Here is a 17313-nt window from a genome sequence, read left to right on the forward strand (position 1 = left end):
TTAGTAATTAAGGTATTGTAAGTCAATTTTAGCATTGTTGTATAATAAAACATTGTTTAGAAATTCTATTTCTATTTGGGTTGCATTGTCCAAACTTTGAATGTATTGGAAGAAATCAATTTCCCCGTGTTTGTAGCTCATATCAGCCACTTTTATAATTTCGGAAGCTAAATGTTTTCCAGTTTGGTTGTAATAATCAATAGCTTCCTGATATTTCAATAATTCGCTTTGCTTTTGTTCGATATAGCGATTCATCTTTTCGGTTTCACTTTGTTTTTGCTGTTCCCAACTTTCCATTTCCAATCGGGCTACTTTTTGTTTGGTCACATTGCCGTTAAAGAACAAAGGGATTGCTACTCCAACCTGAATTCCATATAAAGATTGTGACAAACCGCTGTTTTTACCTCTGAAATACTCAATGCTCAGATCAGGAAACCAGTTTTGTTTCTGAAAGCGGTTTTGTTGTTTCATGTTTGCACTAATGGTAGCAAAATAGTTCTGATACAAACCTTGTGAAGTGGAATCACTTACAAGATAAGGCTGTAAATCTGAATTTTGAACCGTTACCAATGAATCGGATTGAAGCAAAGCCTGTAACTGTGCATAGGCTGTTTTTTTATCGCTAGCAACCTGCGTCAATTGTGTCGCAATTTGTTTGTATTTAGCTTCTGCTGTAATTTTTTCTAAATAATTAGATTCTCCTAATTCAAATCGGCGGCTACTGGCTTTAGAAAAATTCTGGTGCAAACTATCTAAAAAACGATATAGTTTTTCTTTATGCTGGTAATATACAATTTGGTTGTATACTTTTTCTAATCCTGATTTCAATTTGTTTTTTTGAAGTTCAAAAGAGGCTTTTTCTTTTTCGTAAACCGTTTTTAAGACTTTCTTTTGGGCAAAGTAAACCGTTGGAAAAGAAAAGGTTTGATGAACACCAAAAACTTTTAAAGGTTCGTTATTAATAGCCAAATTATTTTGATCATAACTATAATAAAAATTAGTTTTATCAAGAGCAAATGCCGAACCGATGTTGGCTTTTTGTTTGTCAACTTGTAATTGTCCCGCTTTTAATTCCGTATTGTTTTCCATCGCCAATTTAAAAAGCTGCTCAATTTCTTGCTGAGACTTTTCTTGTGCATTAACCGATTGCATTCCGCCTACAATTGAGATCAGTAAAACAATTACACTCGCCTTAATTTTAGGTTTCTTAAAATCTTTCGTACTCAAAACTTTGAATAATACCGGTAAAACAACCATAGTTAACAATGTAGCAGTAAATAAACCACCGATTACAACAGTTGCCAACGGGCGTTGAACTTCGGCACCGGCAGAAGCTGAGACTGCCATAGGAAGAAAACCTAATGCTGCTGCTGAGGCAGTTAATAATACCGGACGCAAACGATCTGTTGTACCTCTTAAAATTAACTCGTCAATACTATCCATTCCTCTATGTTTAAGTTCTTTAAAATGCTCGATCAAAACAATTCCGTTAAGTACTGCGATACCAAACAAAGCTATAAATCCGATACCTGCCGAAATACTGAACGGTAGATCTCTAATCCATAAGAACAAAATTCCTCCTACAGCAGATAATGGTATGGCTGAGAAAACCATAATAGCTTCCTTGATCGAATGAAAAGCAAAATATAACATAATGAATATTAGGAACAAGGCAATAGGAACGGCTACCATTAAACGAGCTTTAGCACTTTGTAAATTTTCAAATTGTCCTCCGTATGTAACATAATAACCTGCCGGTAATTTGATCTGTGTATCTACAATTTTTCGAATATCATCAACCACACTTTGCAAATCGCGATTTCTTACATTAACTCCTACTACGATTCTACGGTTGGTATTGTCGCGTGAAATTTTAGCGGGACCTTCTGTATAGCTTATATCAGCTAGTTCCCGTAGTGGAATCTGGAAGTTATCCGGTGTGGTAACAAATAAATTGCGTAGATCTTCTATATCCTGACGTTTCGTTTTATCTAATCGGACTACGAGGTCAAAGCGTTTTTCACCTTCAAAGACGTTTCCGACCGTTTTTCCGGCAAAGCCCAATGAGATCATGTCATTCAAATCAGCAATATTCAATCCGAATTGAGCAATTTTAGAACGATTGTACTGTACTGCCATTTGTGGCAATCCTTCTGTTTTTTCTAAAATAATATCAGAAGCTCCTTCTACGTTTTGAATGGCTTTTTCGACCTCTTTTGCTTTTTCAGCTAAGATATCTAAATCTTCTCCGAAAATCTTAACAGCCACATCCGAACGGGTTCCTGAAACTAATTCATTAAAACGCATTTCGATAGGTTGTGTAAATTCAACCTCTAAGTTGGGAATTTTCTTTTGGATAGCAATTTTAATCTTATCCGCGAGTTCATCCTTTGTTTCAGCAGAAACCCATTCTGATTTTGGCTTTAATTTTACAATAATATCACTTTCCTCCATACTCATAGGATCGGTTGGAACTTCAGCAGCTCCTATCCTACTTACTACTTGTTGGACTTCCGGGAAATTTTTCCGTATAATTTGTTCTATTTTAGTAGTTGTTTCAATAGTTTTACTTAAAGACGTTCCTGTTTTTAAAACCGGTTGGATCACAAAATCACCTTCATCTAAGGTCGGGATGAATTCTCCTCCCATTGTTGTAAATACAGCTATTGCAAGTACTAAAAGACCTAAAGCAGAATACATTACTTTTTTAGTATTTTTCAGTGCCCATTTTATTACCGGATAATACCATTTATTTAATTTCTTAATCAATCGGTTAGAAATTGATCTCGGATTTTCTTCTGTCGGTTTTAAAAAGATAGAAGAAACTACCGGAACATAGGTAAAACAAAATAGCATGGCTCCTACGATAGCAAAACTAAAGGTCATTGCCATAGGTTTAAACATTTTTCCTTCAACTCCTGAAAGGGATAAAATAGGAATAAATACTATTAAGATTATTAACTGTCCGAAAACAGCCGAATTCATCATAGTAGAAGCACTTTTTAGAGTAATTTCATCTATCTCAGATTGGCGGTTCTCTTTATCAATTGTCTTTAAATGTTGGGATTTACTTGAAATCTGAAATGCAATAAATTCAACAATGATCACGGCGCCGTCAATAATAATTCCGAAGTCGATAGCTCCTAAACTCATTAAATTAGCATCAATCCCGAAAATATTCATAAAAGAAATAGCAAACAGCAAACAAAGCGGAATGACTGAGGCAACAACCAAACCGGAACGCCAGTTACCCAGTAACAGAACTACTACGAAAATAACGATTAAACAACCCAAAATAAGGTTTTCCGATACTGTAAATGTTGTTTTGGCAACTAATTCACTTCGCTCTAAAAATCCGTTAATATAAACACCTTTAGGCAATGTTTTCTGTATCTCTGCCACTCTGTTTTTAACATCTTCTAATACTTGTTTAGAATTAGCTCCTTTTAGCATCATGACTTGTCCCAGTACTTTTTCACCTTCACCGTTTCCGGTAATGGCTCCGAAGCGATTGGCTCTTCCATAACGAACATCGGCAACATCTTTAATTAATACAGGAGTTCCGTTTTCGTTTTTAACGACTATTTGCTTGATATCATCAAGAGAATTGACTTTACCTTCTCCTCGAATGAAATAACTTTGATTCACTTTTTCGATATAAGCACCTCCGGCCACGCTGTTATTTTTCTCCAAAGCTGTAAATACTTCATCGATCGAAACATTCATGGATTTTAATCGGGAAGAATTAATCGCAACTTCGTACTGTTTTAAATAACCTCCCCAAGTATTGATCTCTACAACTCCTTTGATACCGGATAACTGACGCTTAACGATCCAATCCTGAATGGTTCTCAGGTCTGTAACGGAATAGCGATCTTTGTATTCGGGTTTTACATCTAAGATATATTGGTATACTTCTCCCAATCCGGTTGTAATTGGTCCCATAGAAGGACTACCGAAACCTTGCGGTATTTTTTCACTGGCTGATTTTATTTTTTCGGCAATAAGCTGACGAGGTAAATAGGTTCCGGTTTCATCTGTAAAAACAATGGTTACAACTGAAAGACCAAATTTTGAAACCGAACGTATCTCTTCTACTCCGGGTAAATTAGCCATTTCTAATTCGACCGGATACGTAATATATTGTTCAATATCTTGCGTAGATAAATTCTGTGATGTTGTGATAACCTGAACCTGATTGTTTGTAATGTCAGGAACGGCTCCGATAGAAATGTTAAAAACGGAATAAACACCAAATCCTACTATAGCAAAAGTCAATAAAATTATGATAAGTTTATTTCGTAAACTAAAGGCAATAATCTTTTCCAAGGCTCTAAAATTTTATGATGTAAAACTAAGAAGAATGTATAAGATTTAACTTAAGATTGCCTTAAAGTAAAATTAAGAAAAGCTTAGTATTACAGTGGTACCGTGCTCTTCAATACTCTCAATAACTATTTCTATTTTTAAAAGATCACAGAGTCTTTTTACTATTGACAGTCCAATACCTGTTCCTTTTATTTCCGGGTGCATAGTGGCATTTGAACGGAAAAATGAGTTATAAATCTTATCTAAATCTTCTTTTGAAATTCCTATACCGCTATCTGTTACTTTACATTTTAATCCGTTCTTAGTTTGTATGGCTTCTATTACTAATATACTATCCGGATTGGAATATTTTAATGCGTTTGAAATTAAATTATTAAAGATAATTGAAATTAAATAATAATCAGAATTAAGCGTACAGTTTTCTTCGATCTTTGTAAGAACTGAAATATTTTTTTCTTTGATTTTTTGTGAGAAACGTGATAAAATATCTAAAATCAAAGCATTAAGATGAATGGTATCGTTCTTAATGTTCTTCTTCTGATTTTCAAACCGTGCTAGGAGTAACAGTTGGTCTACCAAAGTATTCAAACGATCGACTTCGCTGATACAAAACGCTATTTTTTGATCGTATTCTTCTTTTGTTCTCGGTTTGCGAATTAAAACTTCTAAAGTTCCTTTAATTACAGCTAACGGAGTTCTCAGTTCATGAGAAGCATCTGAAGTAAATTGTTTTTCCCGTTCAACTGCACTTTCTATTCTATCCAGTAATTGATTGATCTGTAGCGATAACTGATACAATTCATCTTTATTTACCGGAAGCGGAATTCTAGAGGATAAGTTGTCTTTTGTAATACTTGAAGAGGTTTCAATAATATTGCTGATCGGAGCGATACTTCTTCCGGCAAAGAACCGTGCTATAAAGAATAATATCACTAAAATTAAAGGGTAAGTTATTAAAAGGACATTTTGTAAAATAATGATAAAAACGACATCATCTAAGGACATAGCTACAACCATGTAACCTACAACATTGTTATCATCGACGATCTCTGTTTGAATCTGTCGGATCTTTTTTCCGTTAATTTCAGAGTCTACAAATTTATTATTCTTTTTTTCACTGTAAAGAGATAGATCTTCATCTTTCAGATTAGGAGATTTGTCAATGAGCTCTTTATTATTGTCATAGAACTCTACAAAAACCGGGTTTACATCAACAGAGTTATGTTCTCTGTCACGCCATTGATTAACCCTTATAAGATAAGTCTGATTACTGTCAAGAGTAACATTTTTTAAGTGTTTTTGTTGTTCTTTCTCTATTTCACCGTTAATATGAGAATTGATACTTAGTTTAGAAATATGAAATAAAAACAGAAAAACAAAGCCTATCAATAAGGCTGTACTTATTATGTAGTAAAAAGCAATTCTATTTTTAAATGAAAAAGAAAACATATTAATCGTTTGCTATATAGCCTACTCCTCTGACTGTTTTAATTAAATCCTGATTTTTTGATAAATTGAGTTTTTTTCGAATAGCATTCATGAATACATCTATAACTCCGGTATCGTATTCAAAATGAATATCCCAAACATCTTCAATGATGTTATTTCGAGTACATACTTTTCCTTTGTTCTCAATTAAATACGCTAAAAGTTCAAATTCTCTTTGTGTAAGAGAAACTTCTTTTTGATCCACATATACCTGAAAGGTATTTTTATTCAACGTTATATTTCCTAATTGTAAGGTTGTTTCTTCTTTTTTGCGAAAATGAATTTTTATGCGTTCTAATAGTTCTTCAAAACTGAACGGTTTTTTAATATAATCGTTTGCTCCTGCCTTTAACCCTTCTATGGTTTCCTGAACCGTATCTTTTGCTGTTAAAAACAAGATCGGAACTGTAGTGTTTTGTTTTCTGATATTTTGACATACTTCTAATCCAGACATTTTAGGCATCATCCAGTCTAACAAGATCAAATCAAAAGAAGAATGGAGGGCTTTTTCCAAACCCTCCACTCCGTTGATAGCAGTAGTTATAGTAAAGCCTTCTTCTTCTAATCCTTGTTGCAGGAAATTTAAAATTCCTATTTCGTCTTCAACAATGAGTATATTCATAAAAAATTATTGTTGTACAAATTTAATAGCAAATGATATAATATTTGCATCTAAACCATCATTTCTGCTGTAATGATTGTATCTGAGGTCAATATTCTTAATTCCGAACTTCCAGATTTTAGCGGAAGTGAAAATATCTGTATAACTTACTCCTACTCCATATTGATTGGAAACAAAGGTCGACAAATCATAATCAGATGTATAATATTCTTCTGTTGATACGTGCATTTCATAAGGTGCAAAATATTTAGAAGCATTTTGCGTATAGTAACGATACATCGGATAAAATGTGAATTTATCAGTCAATTTTATCGGAAGTTCTATACTTGCGGTATGAGAGTCAACTCCCCAATTATCCCAATAGTAACGGTAATAAGTTCGTATGGTTACTCGTTCGTGCAAGTAAAAATTCCAACGCATACCGATAGGTAATTTAAAACGTGTGTCCGGTAAGCGCTCTATGTCATCTGCCAATTGGAACTCATTGATAAAATAATTAGGTTTATCACTAAAGTATATCCTTTGGTAGGGCGTTGACAATAAGCCTTGTTGTTGTAGAACATCCATAAAGAAAGAGGCCTGTATCTTACGTGTAAAAACCTGTGACAAACCTAATGATAATGAATATGAGTTACGATTTTTGTTACTATGGAACTTAAATTTTTCAGGATTATAGGGATCAAAGTTCAACGGATCGTCTGTTGTAATGGTAAAGTAATTGTAAATACCACCATACAAACCATGATCTGCAAAATCTTGTAATTCTTTAGGATAAATAGGCTTCCACTGATCCAGATAAACATTGGCAGAAACCGAAAGTTCAGTGTTTTTATCATTAAGTAATCGGGTATAACCACCTCCGAAACCGATCGAGTGGTAATCGTATTCCACTGAACCGGATATATGAGCGTTCCAAATAGTATTTCTATCATCTGAACTATGGCTATAGCCTAAAACCAAACTGGTCAATTGATCTGAAGCAGATGCTCCTGAACTTGCCTGCCAAGGACTTGGCGTATTACTATCAAACGGATTAATATTACCGGATGAAGCAGATGAATAAGCAGAAACACCAACATCAACGGTTAAAACGTCATCCTCATTTAAAGGCATTGTCACTACGATTGTAGGTGTGATATCGGTCAACTCTTCCATCCCTTTACCGCCTGAAACTGCCGAGTGAACACCGTCCTGCTTATAATAACTCATTAAGAAATCAACTTCCGTAGCCTCCAGAACACGTTTCTTATAGGACACTCCTGTAGAATCCTGCTCTTGCTCTTGTGCCTGAGCAGCAAATCCTGCTGCTACTGTTAATAGAAAAACAAATATTTTTTTCATCTTAGTCTTTTAAACGATTAGTTACAACCGCAACCTCCTCCGGTCTTACCGCCATTGGCTCCGGCTGCTGCTTCTCTATATACTTGATAATTAGTCTCAAAACGTTCAGCAGTTCGGGCTGACAATTTCATCTCCGGATCGTTAAGGTATTGTTTGTCATACTCTTTAACGGAATTGCATGATTGTAATCCGGCAACCAATACAATTAGAAATAAGATTTTCTTCATATAAAAACAGTTTTATTCTTTATGTTGGTATTGTTCAATATCGATACTTTTTGAAGTAAAAATTTCACCTGTATCATCTACGATAATACAGCCTAAACCCGGCAATTGATTAATTAAATTAAGCCCTACTTCTTTTCCCATTACAAAGATCGCTGTTGCCAAAGCATCAGCTAATTCCGTTTGTTTAGCAAAAACAGAAACACTAACGATACCGCTGGCAGGATATCCTGTACGGGGATCAATGATATGGGAATAGCGTTTGCCATTAAACACTACAAATTTTTCATAACTTCCGGAAGTTTCCACTGCACTATCGATCAAAGGAAAAGTAGCAAAAACTTTTGACTTATTCATCGGGTTAACAATGGCTACTTTCCAAGGCTGCCCGTCCGGTTGATTTCCCCAGACATTTATATCTCCCGAAACATTTACAATTCCTGAAGTACAGCCTTTGCTTTGCAATAATGTTTTGATATTATCTGCGATATACCCCTGTCCTATTCCTCCTAAACCAAGTTTCATTCCTTTATTCTTCAGGAAAATAGTCGATTGTGTAGCATCTAAAATAATATTTTGATAACCAACACGCTCGACAGATTTTTTGATTTCTTCCGGTGACGGCATTTGTTTCATACTTCCGTCAAATTTCCATATTTTATCCATTGAAGCATAGCTGATATCAAAAGCGCCTTCTGTCAACTTAGAGATCTGAATGGCTCTGAAAACAAGTTCAAATACTTCTTTACTGACTTTAACCGGTTTAATCCCTGCATTTTTATTGACTTGGGAAATTTCGGTTTCCGGAATCCAATCGGAAATTAAGTTTTCTACTCGCTTTACTTCGGCTATAGCCATACCGCAGTAATATTCCCCTTTAGTACTATCGGGAACGACTACTGTAATTTCAAAAGGACTTCCTAATAGCCCCTGATGTTTCTTATAAACAATCTGGGCATTAGCTATTAATCCATAAAATAAAACGACAAATAAATAACGCATTCTTTATTTTTCTAATGCATGAATCATTTTTATATATTCTTCAGGCGGAACATTCTTAAAGCCCATTTTTCCTAAAACTTTTCCTGTAGGTGTTAATACGACAACTAACGGAAAGCTTCCTTCTCTGTTATATTTCTCTGCTAATGCTCTGTTGTGAGTTGTTTGCTCTTCTGAAAGCTGATTGGCTTTTTTTCTCGGAAAATTAGCACGAACTAAAACCCAGTTTTCAGCAGATTCTTTTTTAAACTCTTCTGATTGCCAAATATTTCTATCTAATTTAATACACGGAGCACACCAGTCAGAACCCGAGAATATCATGATAATATTTTTATTCTCCGTTTGTGCTATCTTTTTTGCCTCCTCAAAATTGTATTTCCAATCTTGGGAAAATCCTGTAATCGAACACAATAACAGAACTAATAACGTTGCAATTTTTTTCATGCTTTAAATATTTATACAAATTAAACGATTTATAACTGCAAAAAGTATGCTACTTTTTTTCTTAAGTAAATATTAATTTATCCTTTGAGCACTGCTACTCTTTTTAAATGATTTTCTCGATAACAGTTGAATTCATAATATTCAGTTGTATAATTCTTGTAAATCTTTTCAATGATTATTTTGTCATACTCTTCTGTAAATTTATGAAATTCTTTTTTTATTTCTTCCGGTAATTCTTCTTTATCAATAGGAATCTCTATTTCTAAGCCTTCTTTTTCAGAGAACTCTAAGGCTATCTTTTTATTTCTCCAATTTATTGTTGTTTCATTTGTTTGAGTAAATACGGAAATATGATCCTGTTCTATAATTCTATTGGATGAACTTATTAATAAAATACAGCCGGAACACACCATAGCGGTATAGCCTATTCTCTTATACAAAGAGTCTTTTATAAAAGGAAGTAAAAATTTTACTGTATAGGAAGATGCAATAGCTCCCAAAGCTATCGTTACACCAAACCAAACTGCATCTTTTGAGAATAATCCCAATGAAATATAGATGATTAACTTCGTAATATGTAAACAAATCTCATTTATAGCCCTTGTAGCAATGATCTCCTCTTTTGAAAGTCCGTATTTGAAGTAAAACCTGTTAAATAATAATCCTATAGCTCCTGTTATTCCTGATATGAAGCCTGCTAAAAAGCCAATTAAGGCTAAAAGTGAATTATTGGATCTTTTCGAATTCTTTTCTAACTTGTCTTTTGATTGTATTAACTGAGCTACATTAGCTATTAAAAAAAGGGAAATTCCGAATTGCAGGTAATCAGGGTTAAGAGATTTCATGAGTGATGCTCCTAAAAATGCAGCAGGAACAGAAAACGGAAAAAACCAAAAGAATATCTTCCAATTAATATGTTTTTTAAAGAAAACTATCCGAGAAGCTGAGCTTGACAGTGTTCCTACTGTTAAAGTAAAAGGGATAGTAGAAGCCGGTAAAAACAAGTTCAATACCGGAATCAGAATCAGACTTGCGCCGCCGCCGCTTATTGCGCTTAGCCAAAAAGCAATGATTGTGGTAAGCCCTAAGAATATTACTTTCAGAATCATATATATCAAACTTTTAAAAAGTAATAGCTACCCCCACACCATATTGCTTTCCGTTATAGAAAGGCATTGCAATCTTGTTCGACTTCTTTTTACTTTTGAATATCTTTTTTTCGATTACCGGATGTAACCAATAAGCTACTTTAGTACTTATGATCCCTATTCCGGCTCCTGCTACTACATCAGTAAGCCAATGCCGGTCGTTATACATCCTGAAGAAACCGGTTCCGGCTGCTACCAGATATCCGGTAATACCGTACCAAACAGATATATCTTTGTATTCCTGATATAAAAATTCTGCCCCCATGAATGCTGTTGCAGTATGTCCTGAAGGAAATGAATTATTCGTTGAACCGTCAGGTCTTTCTACTTTTGTTGTTGTTTTTAAGGCGTAAACCGTTCCTCCCATCAGAAGGTATGCGGTTGCCAAAATTATTGTTCTGTCTTTAAAATCGTGTTTCCCCTGTAATCCAAGTCCGTTTAAGGCATATACTGAAACAAACGGCACATATTGAGAAAAGTCATCAATTGTGAATTTTTCATCAATATTTTCATTGAGTTCATGCTTTATTTCAGAATTGTAATACTTAATACCATCACTCTCAATACCAATTATACCATAGCCCACTAAAATAGACGGTATGATTAAAGATTTGTAATCAAACTTCAGCCGTTGATCTTGTATTATGGTATCGCTCTTTATTTGAGCCGAGACCGAAAATAAAGACAATAGGGCTACTATTGAAAAAAACACCTTCATGAGACGAGACAATTCTATTTTACTTTAACAAATTGTTGTTGTACAAATAATCAGCAGTTTCGTACCAAGCTATCGTTTCTTTTTCAAATTTGGTATCTACTTCTTGCAACTGTAGTTCATTTGTTTCTTCATTCCATAAATACTGGTGGCAATTCTTTTTATTTGACAGAACTAAAACTTCATGATTCGGTTTTAAAAGTCCTAATTTCAAGTATGTAGCAATCAAAGCTCTCGATTGGTAATCATTAGCTTTTACATTGTTACCAAAGAAATTTGAGGTATAGCTCCAATGCAATTGCCCAAATAACGTTGGAAAAATATCAATTTGACTACAAAGTGTTTCTACTTTTTCCGGCTGAATGATATCCTTTCCGTAGATAATAGCCGGAATATGATAATTCTTAACGTCTATCTCGTCTTTTCCTGCACTACTGGCACAATGATCTGCTATGAAGATAAAAACAGTGTTTTTAAACCATGGTTTATCTTTGATTTTTTGAAACATTTCACCAATGGCAAAATCACTATATTTTACAGCTCCGTCTCTTCCCGTTCCTGAAGGAATATCTATTTTTCCTTCCGGATACGTATAAGGTCTGTGATTAGAAGTGGTCATTACAAAATTAAAGAACGGCTTTTGAGCTGCATAGCTTTTGTCTGCTACTTCAATCATTTTGTTATAGATATCTTCATCACATATCCCCCAGGCATTTTCAAAGGTAACTTCTTCGTCTTTAATTAAATGACGCGTTGTTTTTATCTTATCACTCAAAATACTTCCTCTACCTCTATCGTATATATCAAAACCGTTTCCTCCGTAAAAGGCATTCATATTGTCAAAATATCCATCTCCTCCGTAAAAGAAGTTGCATTGGTAATTTTTAGCTTTGAAAACGTTAGCAACATTATACAAGTTACTGTTATCCGGACGTTTTACAATACTTTGTCCGGGTGTAGGTGGTATAGATAAGGTTACGGCTTCCATTCCTCTTACTGTACGGTTACCGGTAGCGAATAGATTCGTTAAAAATAATCCTTTTTCTGCTAAACTGTCTAAATTTTGCGTTAAATTTCCGTTGTTTCCGAAAGATCTCATAAAGTCAGCACTCATACTTTCCATTAAAACAAATACTACGTTCGGATGAATTTCTTGCAAAGTATCTGTTATTTCTCTTTTGATACATTCTTTTTCACAAATAAAACGACTGTTCTTTCTGTCTAAATCTTTGCGGATAGTAGCAAATGCTTTCTCTTCTGAGATTGTCTTATAAAAAGCGGCATAATCCAACTTATTATTTCTGAATTCAGAAAAGAAAGAATAGATTCCTGCTTTAGAAATTTCATTGTTGTATCGGTTCTCAGACCATTCAGCCTGATTATTTTTAATAAAAAAGGAATAAAATAAGCAAACAGCCAGACTTCCGCTAAATATTATTGCTCTGTTTTTCATTTCTGTTTTATCCAGAAAAGTATCGCTGAATACTTTATTTTTTACAAACAATACAAACACTAAAACTACCAGCATTAGTATTGAAGGAATTAAAATAACCAAAGGATAAGATTCATTGATGTTTTTAACCACTTCATAAGTGTAAATTAAATAATCTACTGCTACGAAATTAAAGCGACAATGAAATTCTTCCCAAAAGGTTATTTCAGCAAAAAAAGTAAACGTAAAGATTAGGGTTACTAATCCCATTCCGAATAAAACAACAGCTTTATCAGCAATAGTTCCTATCCATCTTTTAGGTGTAAATAATAGGTAAAACGATATTATTGTCCATAAAAAGGAAAGGACACCTAAATCAAAAAATAAACCTGTAAAAATGATTCGGATTAATTTTAAAAAACTAAGATCCAGGTCATTTAACTGCCAGATCATGAAAACAATTCTTAGCAGAAATGAAATAAGAATAAAACCTAAGCTAAACCATAATAAGGTCTTGTAACGTTTTGGAAATAGGAACATTATAAAGCGGATTGATTAACAGATCAAATTTCCGCACTTCTGCATCTTTTTTACTTAAGAACAGCTTAATGTTAAATTAAGATTTGCTTAAGATTACAACAATCCGTTGTATTTTCTAACAAACCACTCGGTTGCCAGACATAAGGTTAAAAGCAACAGTAACCATTTCCATTCGATCAAAGGCTCTTTGATCACTACTTCTTTCTGAACCGGAAGGTATTCTTTATTTTGAGATAAAAATTGAAGCAGATCCTTTATTTCATTCGGGAAAAAGACTTTACCGTTAGTATTTTGTGCCAACAGCTTTAATCGCTTGAAATCAGGGTTTACGAATTGTTTTTCAATATTAAAATCAAGGACTTCAAAAGAACCCGATTCTTTAGTTTTTGATTTTTTTTCGGTAACGATAAAACTATAATTCCCGGCAGAAAGATTCGTAAAATTTACTTTAAAAGCCCGATTCGCTTTCATAAAATTATAGTTCTTAACCTGATTGGTTTCTTTATTTTTCAATGAAATTGACAATTCTGCATTTTCATCAAATTCATAATTTTTATTAAAGAACTGAGCTGTGATCCCGATAGTTTCGCCACTGTTATAAAAACGCTCGTAATCGATCAGCAGTGTTTTTCTATCTGAATTTGTTGCTAAATATTGTATGATCTTATCCGTCAATAAATCAAAATCTTTGAATGATTTTTGACTCAGATAACTTTCCATCCGCCATTTCCAGATGTTTTCCCCGAAAAGATACCCTCTTCTTTGATTTCCTTCTTCTTTGAAAGCTAACAAAGGATTAGTTGTTTCGATATTTCTGACCTTAGCAAACAACAATGTATTTTCAGTTCCTGAAGATCGGATAGCTCCGAATTTATTTTCTAACGGCGGAAAATTATTAAAATGAATATCTTCCTGTAAGAAAGCATTAAAAACAGGATTAAAATCCGGAGAATAACTCTCCGTTTGATTGTTCATTCTGAAAACAAAATCGTCTTGTACGCTGTTTAAGAAATCGAAATCTGTATTTTTTCCGGTTATGATCCAGGTTCCTAATTTTAGTTTGGCATTTGCATCAAAAATAAATCGGAACTTAGGTGTAGGTTGATACAAAATGACAACATTATATTGACTTAGATCACTTATCTTATCAGGAGTCAGTAACGTAACTTTTCGTTCCTGATTCTTTTCAATACTTCTCTTTAAAGCACCTAAATCGGGATGGTTTATTTCACTGATAACAGCAATTTCCGTTCGTTGGTCAATGACATCAACGACAAATGGCTTGCTGTTGTTCTTTTTATTCTTTTCAACTAAAGAACTACTCAATGTAGCTGTATATTTTTGATTACCGATCACATTTGCCTCCAAATAAACCTGAACAACCTGAGATTGATGTTTGCTGTCAAAATAAACTGATTGTTTAGCAACAACACTTCCCTTATTCATGATTTGTAAAGAAGATTCTATACGCCTTGAACCGTTATAGCTTAAAAATAATTCAACAGGAAACTTATTCTTATGAAAAGCATACGGATTAACATTGATCTTGTCGATCTTTAGGTCCAAGACAGTCGCTGTATCACCCAGCACAACCGGATAGACCGGAGTGTTTTCCGTAAAGCTATATACATAATCATTTCCATAGGTTTGATTACCGTCTGTAACTAAAATAACCGGAGCTTTTTTATTTCTAAAAAGTTGTTTTACTTCCTCGCTAAGTTTCTCTATTTGTGTTTGTTTACCTTTAAAATCTAAAGTTTTAAACGAAGTTATTTTTTGGTCGAACTGAAATACGTGAATATCAAAATTTTCTTTGATATCATGATCTTCCTGAATTGCTTTTAAAACATTTTCAACCTCATTTTCAGCTTTTAAATCAGCTACCGATTCGGAATTATCCAGAAAAACAGGAAGTGGCGTTTTTTCAATTTCGTATTTCTTTGTGCTAAAAACCGGATTAATCAGCAATACAAAAGCTAAACACCAACTTAAAAAACGTAAAAAAGCCAATAAAAAGTACTTAAGCGTTCTTTCATTGGCTTTATACAGGTATTGATAATACGACAAACAAGCAGCTATAATAAAAGCTAAACTCAATAATAATAACGTGCCTGAAGTCATAATAATAGTTTCTTTTTAAGTTAACATTCCACCGTCAACATTCAATACTTGTCCGGTAATATAAGCACTCATATCTGATGCTAAGAACACACAAGCATTTGCTACGTCATCAGGAGTTCCTCCTCTTTTCAACGGAATAGCTTCTCTCCAGCCTTTAACCACCTCTTCATTTAATTTTGCCGTCATTTCTGTTTCAATAAATCCGGGAGCGATTGCATTGCAACGGATATTTCTGGATCCTAGCTCTAAAGCTATCGATTTAGTAAATCCGATCATACCTGCTTTTGATGCAGCATAATTAGCCTGTCCGGCATTTCCTTTAACTCCCACTACACTACTCATGTTGATAATGGAACCGGCTCTGTTTTTTAGCATGGTTCTCTGAACGGCTTTAGTCATATTGAAAACAGACTTCAGGTTGATTTCAATTACTTTATCAAAATCTTCTTCAGACATACGCATTAAAAGGTTGTCTTTTGTTATTCCGGCGTTATTTATTAGGATATCAACCGTACCGAAGTCGGCTAAAACATCGTCAACTAATTTTTGCGCTTCACCGAAATCAGCAGCATTTGATTGGTATCCTTTTGCTTTAATTCCTAAAGCATTTAATTCATTTTCTAATTCCTGAGCTGAAGCAGCAGATGAACTGTGCGTAAAAGCAACATTAGCACCGTTCTTGGCAAATATTTCTGCTATTCCTTTCCCGATACCTCTACTGGCTCCGGTAATAATAGCAACTTTTCCTTCTAATAATTTCATTTTTGTCAGTTTGTTAAAAATTTAAAGCAAATATAACAATTTCGATATTATGGATATAGTCTTCCTCTTTTAAAGTTATCCTAATTTTATCCGTCAGTTGTATAAAAAAAAGCCTCGGCTAACCGAGGCTTCAAATTTTATATAGAATAGGAAATTATCCTAAAACTTCTTTCACTTTTTTACCGATTTCAGCCGGTGAATCTACTACAAAAATTCCGTTCTCTCTCATGATACGTTTTTTAGCTTCAGCAGTATCATCGGCACCACCTACGATAGCTCCTGCATGTCCCATTGTTCTACCTTTAGGAGCTGTTTCTCCTGCGATAAAACCAACAACCGGTTTGCGGTTACCGTCAGCCTTAACCCAACGAGCTGCATCAGCTTCTAATTGTCCACCGATCTCACCGATCATGATGATACATTCCGTTTCAGCATCGTTCATTAGTAATTCAACCGCTTCTTTAGTTGTAGTACCAATGATCGGGTCACCACCGATACCGATTGCAGTTGTGATACCTAATCCTTGTTTTACAACCTGGTCAGCTGCTTCATACGTTAAAGTACCAGATTTAGAAACAATACCTACTTTTCCTTTTTTGAAAACGAAACCAGGCATAATTCCTACTTTTGCTTCTTCAGGAGTAATTACTCCGGGACAGTTAGGTCCGATTAAACGACAACCTTTATCTTTAATATAATCGAATGCTTTGATCATGTCTGCTACAGGAATACCTTCTGTAATACAAATGATTACTTTGATACCGGCTTCTGCAGCTTCCATAATAGCATCTGCAGCAAATGCAGGCGGAACAAATATAATAGAAGTATCGGCACCTACTTGGTCTACTGCATCTTTCACAGTATTGAAAACAGGTTTGTCTAAATGAGTTGAACCACCTTTACCCGGTGTTACACCTCCTACAACGTTTGTACCATATTCAATCATTTGTGATGCATGGAAAGTACCTTCACTACCAGTAAATCCTTGAACAATTATTTTTGAATTTTTATTAACTAAAACGCTCATAGTTTGAGATTATTGATTTGTTATTATTTATTCTACAAAAATAAGTTTTTAAACAAAATAGCCATGTGTTTTTAAAAATATTTTCATGGATTTTTGCTAAATTAGTATCCTTTTAGGGCTT

At 34.2% G+C, this 17313-nt stretch carries 13 protein-coding genes; all 13 read right to left on the bottom strand.

The features are described from left to right. The gene (locus NHF50_RS14760; protein ID WP_252777157.1) at positions 1 to 4329 is read right to left on the bottom strand and encodes a CusA/CzcA family heavy metal efflux RND transporter; all 4329 of its coding nucleotides are present in this window, start codon (positions 4327 to 4329) and stop codon (positions 1 to 3) included. A 72-nt stretch (positions 4330 to 4401) separates the two neighbouring features. Then, positions 4402 to 5778 carry a cell wall metabolism sensor histidine kinase WalK gene (locus NHF50_RS14765; RefSeq protein ID WP_252777159.1) on the bottom strand — a complete coding sequence of 459 codons (1377 nt, stop codon included), beginning with the start codon at positions 5776 to 5778 and terminating at the stop codon, positions 4402 to 4404. A 1-nt stretch (position 5779) separates the two neighbouring features. After that, entirely contained in the window at positions 5780 to 6439 is a 660-nt protein-coding gene (locus NHF50_RS14770; protein WP_252777162.1) for a response regulator transcription factor, read from the bottom strand. A gap of 6 nt (positions 6440 to 6445) precedes the next feature. Further along, positions 6446 to 7780 carry a DUF3570 domain-containing protein gene (locus NHF50_RS14775; RefSeq protein ID WP_252777163.1) on the bottom strand — a complete coding sequence of 445 codons (1335 nt, stop codon included), beginning with the start codon at positions 7778 to 7780 and terminating at the stop codon, positions 6446 to 6448. A 17-nt stretch (positions 7781 to 7797) separates the two neighbouring features. Next, the gene (locus NHF50_RS14780; protein WP_109570377.1) at positions 7798 to 8007 is read right to left on the bottom strand and encodes a DUF4266 domain-containing protein; all 210 of its coding nucleotides are present in this window, start codon (positions 8005 to 8007) and stop codon (positions 7798 to 7800) included. Between the two features lie 12 nt (positions 8008 to 8019). Next, entirely contained in the window at positions 8020 to 9006 is a 987-nt protein-coding gene (locus NHF50_RS14785) for an FAD:protein FMN transferase (protein WP_252777164.1), read from the bottom strand. Between the two features lie 3 nt (positions 9007 to 9009). Next, entirely contained in the window at positions 9010 to 9447 is a 438-nt protein-coding gene (locus tag NHF50_RS14790) for a thioredoxin family protein (protein ID WP_109570379.1), read from the bottom strand. A 77-nt stretch (positions 9448 to 9524) separates the two neighbouring features. Beyond that, positions 9525 to 10556, bottom strand: a complete 1032-nt coding sequence (locus tag NHF50_RS14795; RefSeq protein WP_252777165.1) for a sulfite exporter TauE/SafE family protein — start codon at positions 10554 to 10556, stop codon at positions 9525 to 9527. 13 nt (positions 10557 to 10569) lie between these two features. After that, entirely contained in the window at positions 10570 to 11313 is a 744-nt protein-coding gene (locus NHF50_RS14800; protein ID WP_252777166.1) for a phosphatase PAP2 family protein, read from the bottom strand. A gap of 19 nt (positions 11314 to 11332) precedes the next feature. Further along, positions 11333 to 13195, bottom strand: a complete 1863-nt coding sequence (locus NHF50_RS14805; RefSeq protein ID WP_252777167.1) for an LTA synthase family protein — start codon at positions 13193 to 13195, stop codon at positions 11333 to 11335. Between the two features lie 180 nt (positions 13196 to 13375). After that, positions 13376 to 15403 (bottom strand): hypothetical protein, encoded by a 2028-nt coding sequence (locus tag NHF50_RS14810; RefSeq protein WP_252777168.1) that lies wholly within the window; start codon positions 15401 to 15403, stop codon positions 13376 to 13378. A gap of 15 nt (positions 15404 to 15418) precedes the next feature. Continuing rightward, a complete protein-coding gene (gene fabG / locus NHF50_RS14815) occupies positions 15419 to 16165 on the bottom strand; it encodes a 3-oxoacyl-[acyl-carrier-protein] reductase (RefSeq protein WP_252777169.1) in 747 nt (248 codons plus the stop codon). Between the two features lie 154 nt (positions 16166 to 16319). After that, positions 16320 to 17192: a succinate--CoA ligase subunit alpha gene (sucD, locus tag NHF50_RS14820; protein ID WP_109570384.1), complete on the bottom strand. Its 873-nt coding sequence runs from the start codon at positions 17190 to 17192 to the stop codon at positions 16320 to 16322. Positions 17193 to 17313: the final 121 nt, after the last annotated feature.

Source organism: Flavobacterium sp. NRK F10 (assembly GCF_024054235.1).
GTDB lineage: Bacteria > Bacteroidota > Bacteroidia > Flavobacteriales > Flavobacteriaceae > Flavobacterium > Flavobacterium sediminis.

Coding starts and splice junctions, on each gene's coding strand:
- NHF50_RS14765 (WP_252777159.1), bottom strand. CDS start 5,778: ATGTTTTCTTTTTCATTTAAAAATAGAATTGCTTTTTACTACATAATA.
- NHF50_RS14785 (WP_252777164.1), bottom strand. CDS start 9,006: ATGCGTTATTTATTTGTCGTTTTATTTTATGGATTAATAGCTAATGCC.
- NHF50_RS14780 (WP_109570377.1), bottom strand. CDS start 8,007: ATGAAGAAAATCTTATTTCTAATTGTATTGGTTGCCGGATTACAATCA.
- NHF50_RS14770 (WP_252777162.1), bottom strand. CDS start 6,439: ATGAATATACTCATTGTTGAAGACGAAATAGGAATTTTAAATTTCCTG.
- NHF50_RS14790 (WP_109570379.1), bottom strand. CDS start 9,447: ATGAAAAAAATTGCAACGTTATTAGTTCTGTTATTGTGTTCGATTACA.
- NHF50_RS14810 (WP_252777168.1), bottom strand. CDS start 15,403: ATGACTTCAGGCACGTTATTATTATTGAGTTTAGCTTTTATTATAGCT.
- sucD (WP_109570384.1), bottom strand. CDS start 17,192: ATGAGCGTTTTAGTTAATAAAAATTCAAAAATAATTGTTCAAGGATTT.
- NHF50_RS14775 (WP_252777163.1), bottom strand. CDS start 7,780: ATGAAAAAAATATTTGTTTTTCTATTAACAGTAGCAGCAGGATTTGCT.
- NHF50_RS14795 (WP_252777165.1), bottom strand. CDS start 10,556: ATGATTCTGAAAGTAATATTCTTAGGGCTTACCACAATCATTGCTTTT.
- fabG (WP_252777169.1), bottom strand. CDS start 16,165: ATGAAATTATTAGAAGGAAAAGTTGCTATTATTACCGGAGCCAGTAGA.
- NHF50_RS14805 (WP_252777167.1), bottom strand. CDS start 13,195: ATGATCTGGCAGTTAAATGACCTGGATCTTAGTTTTTTAAAATTAATC.
- NHF50_RS14800 (WP_252777166.1), bottom strand. CDS start 11,313: ATGAAGGTGTTTTTTTCAATAGTAGCCCTATTGTCTTTATTTTCGGTC.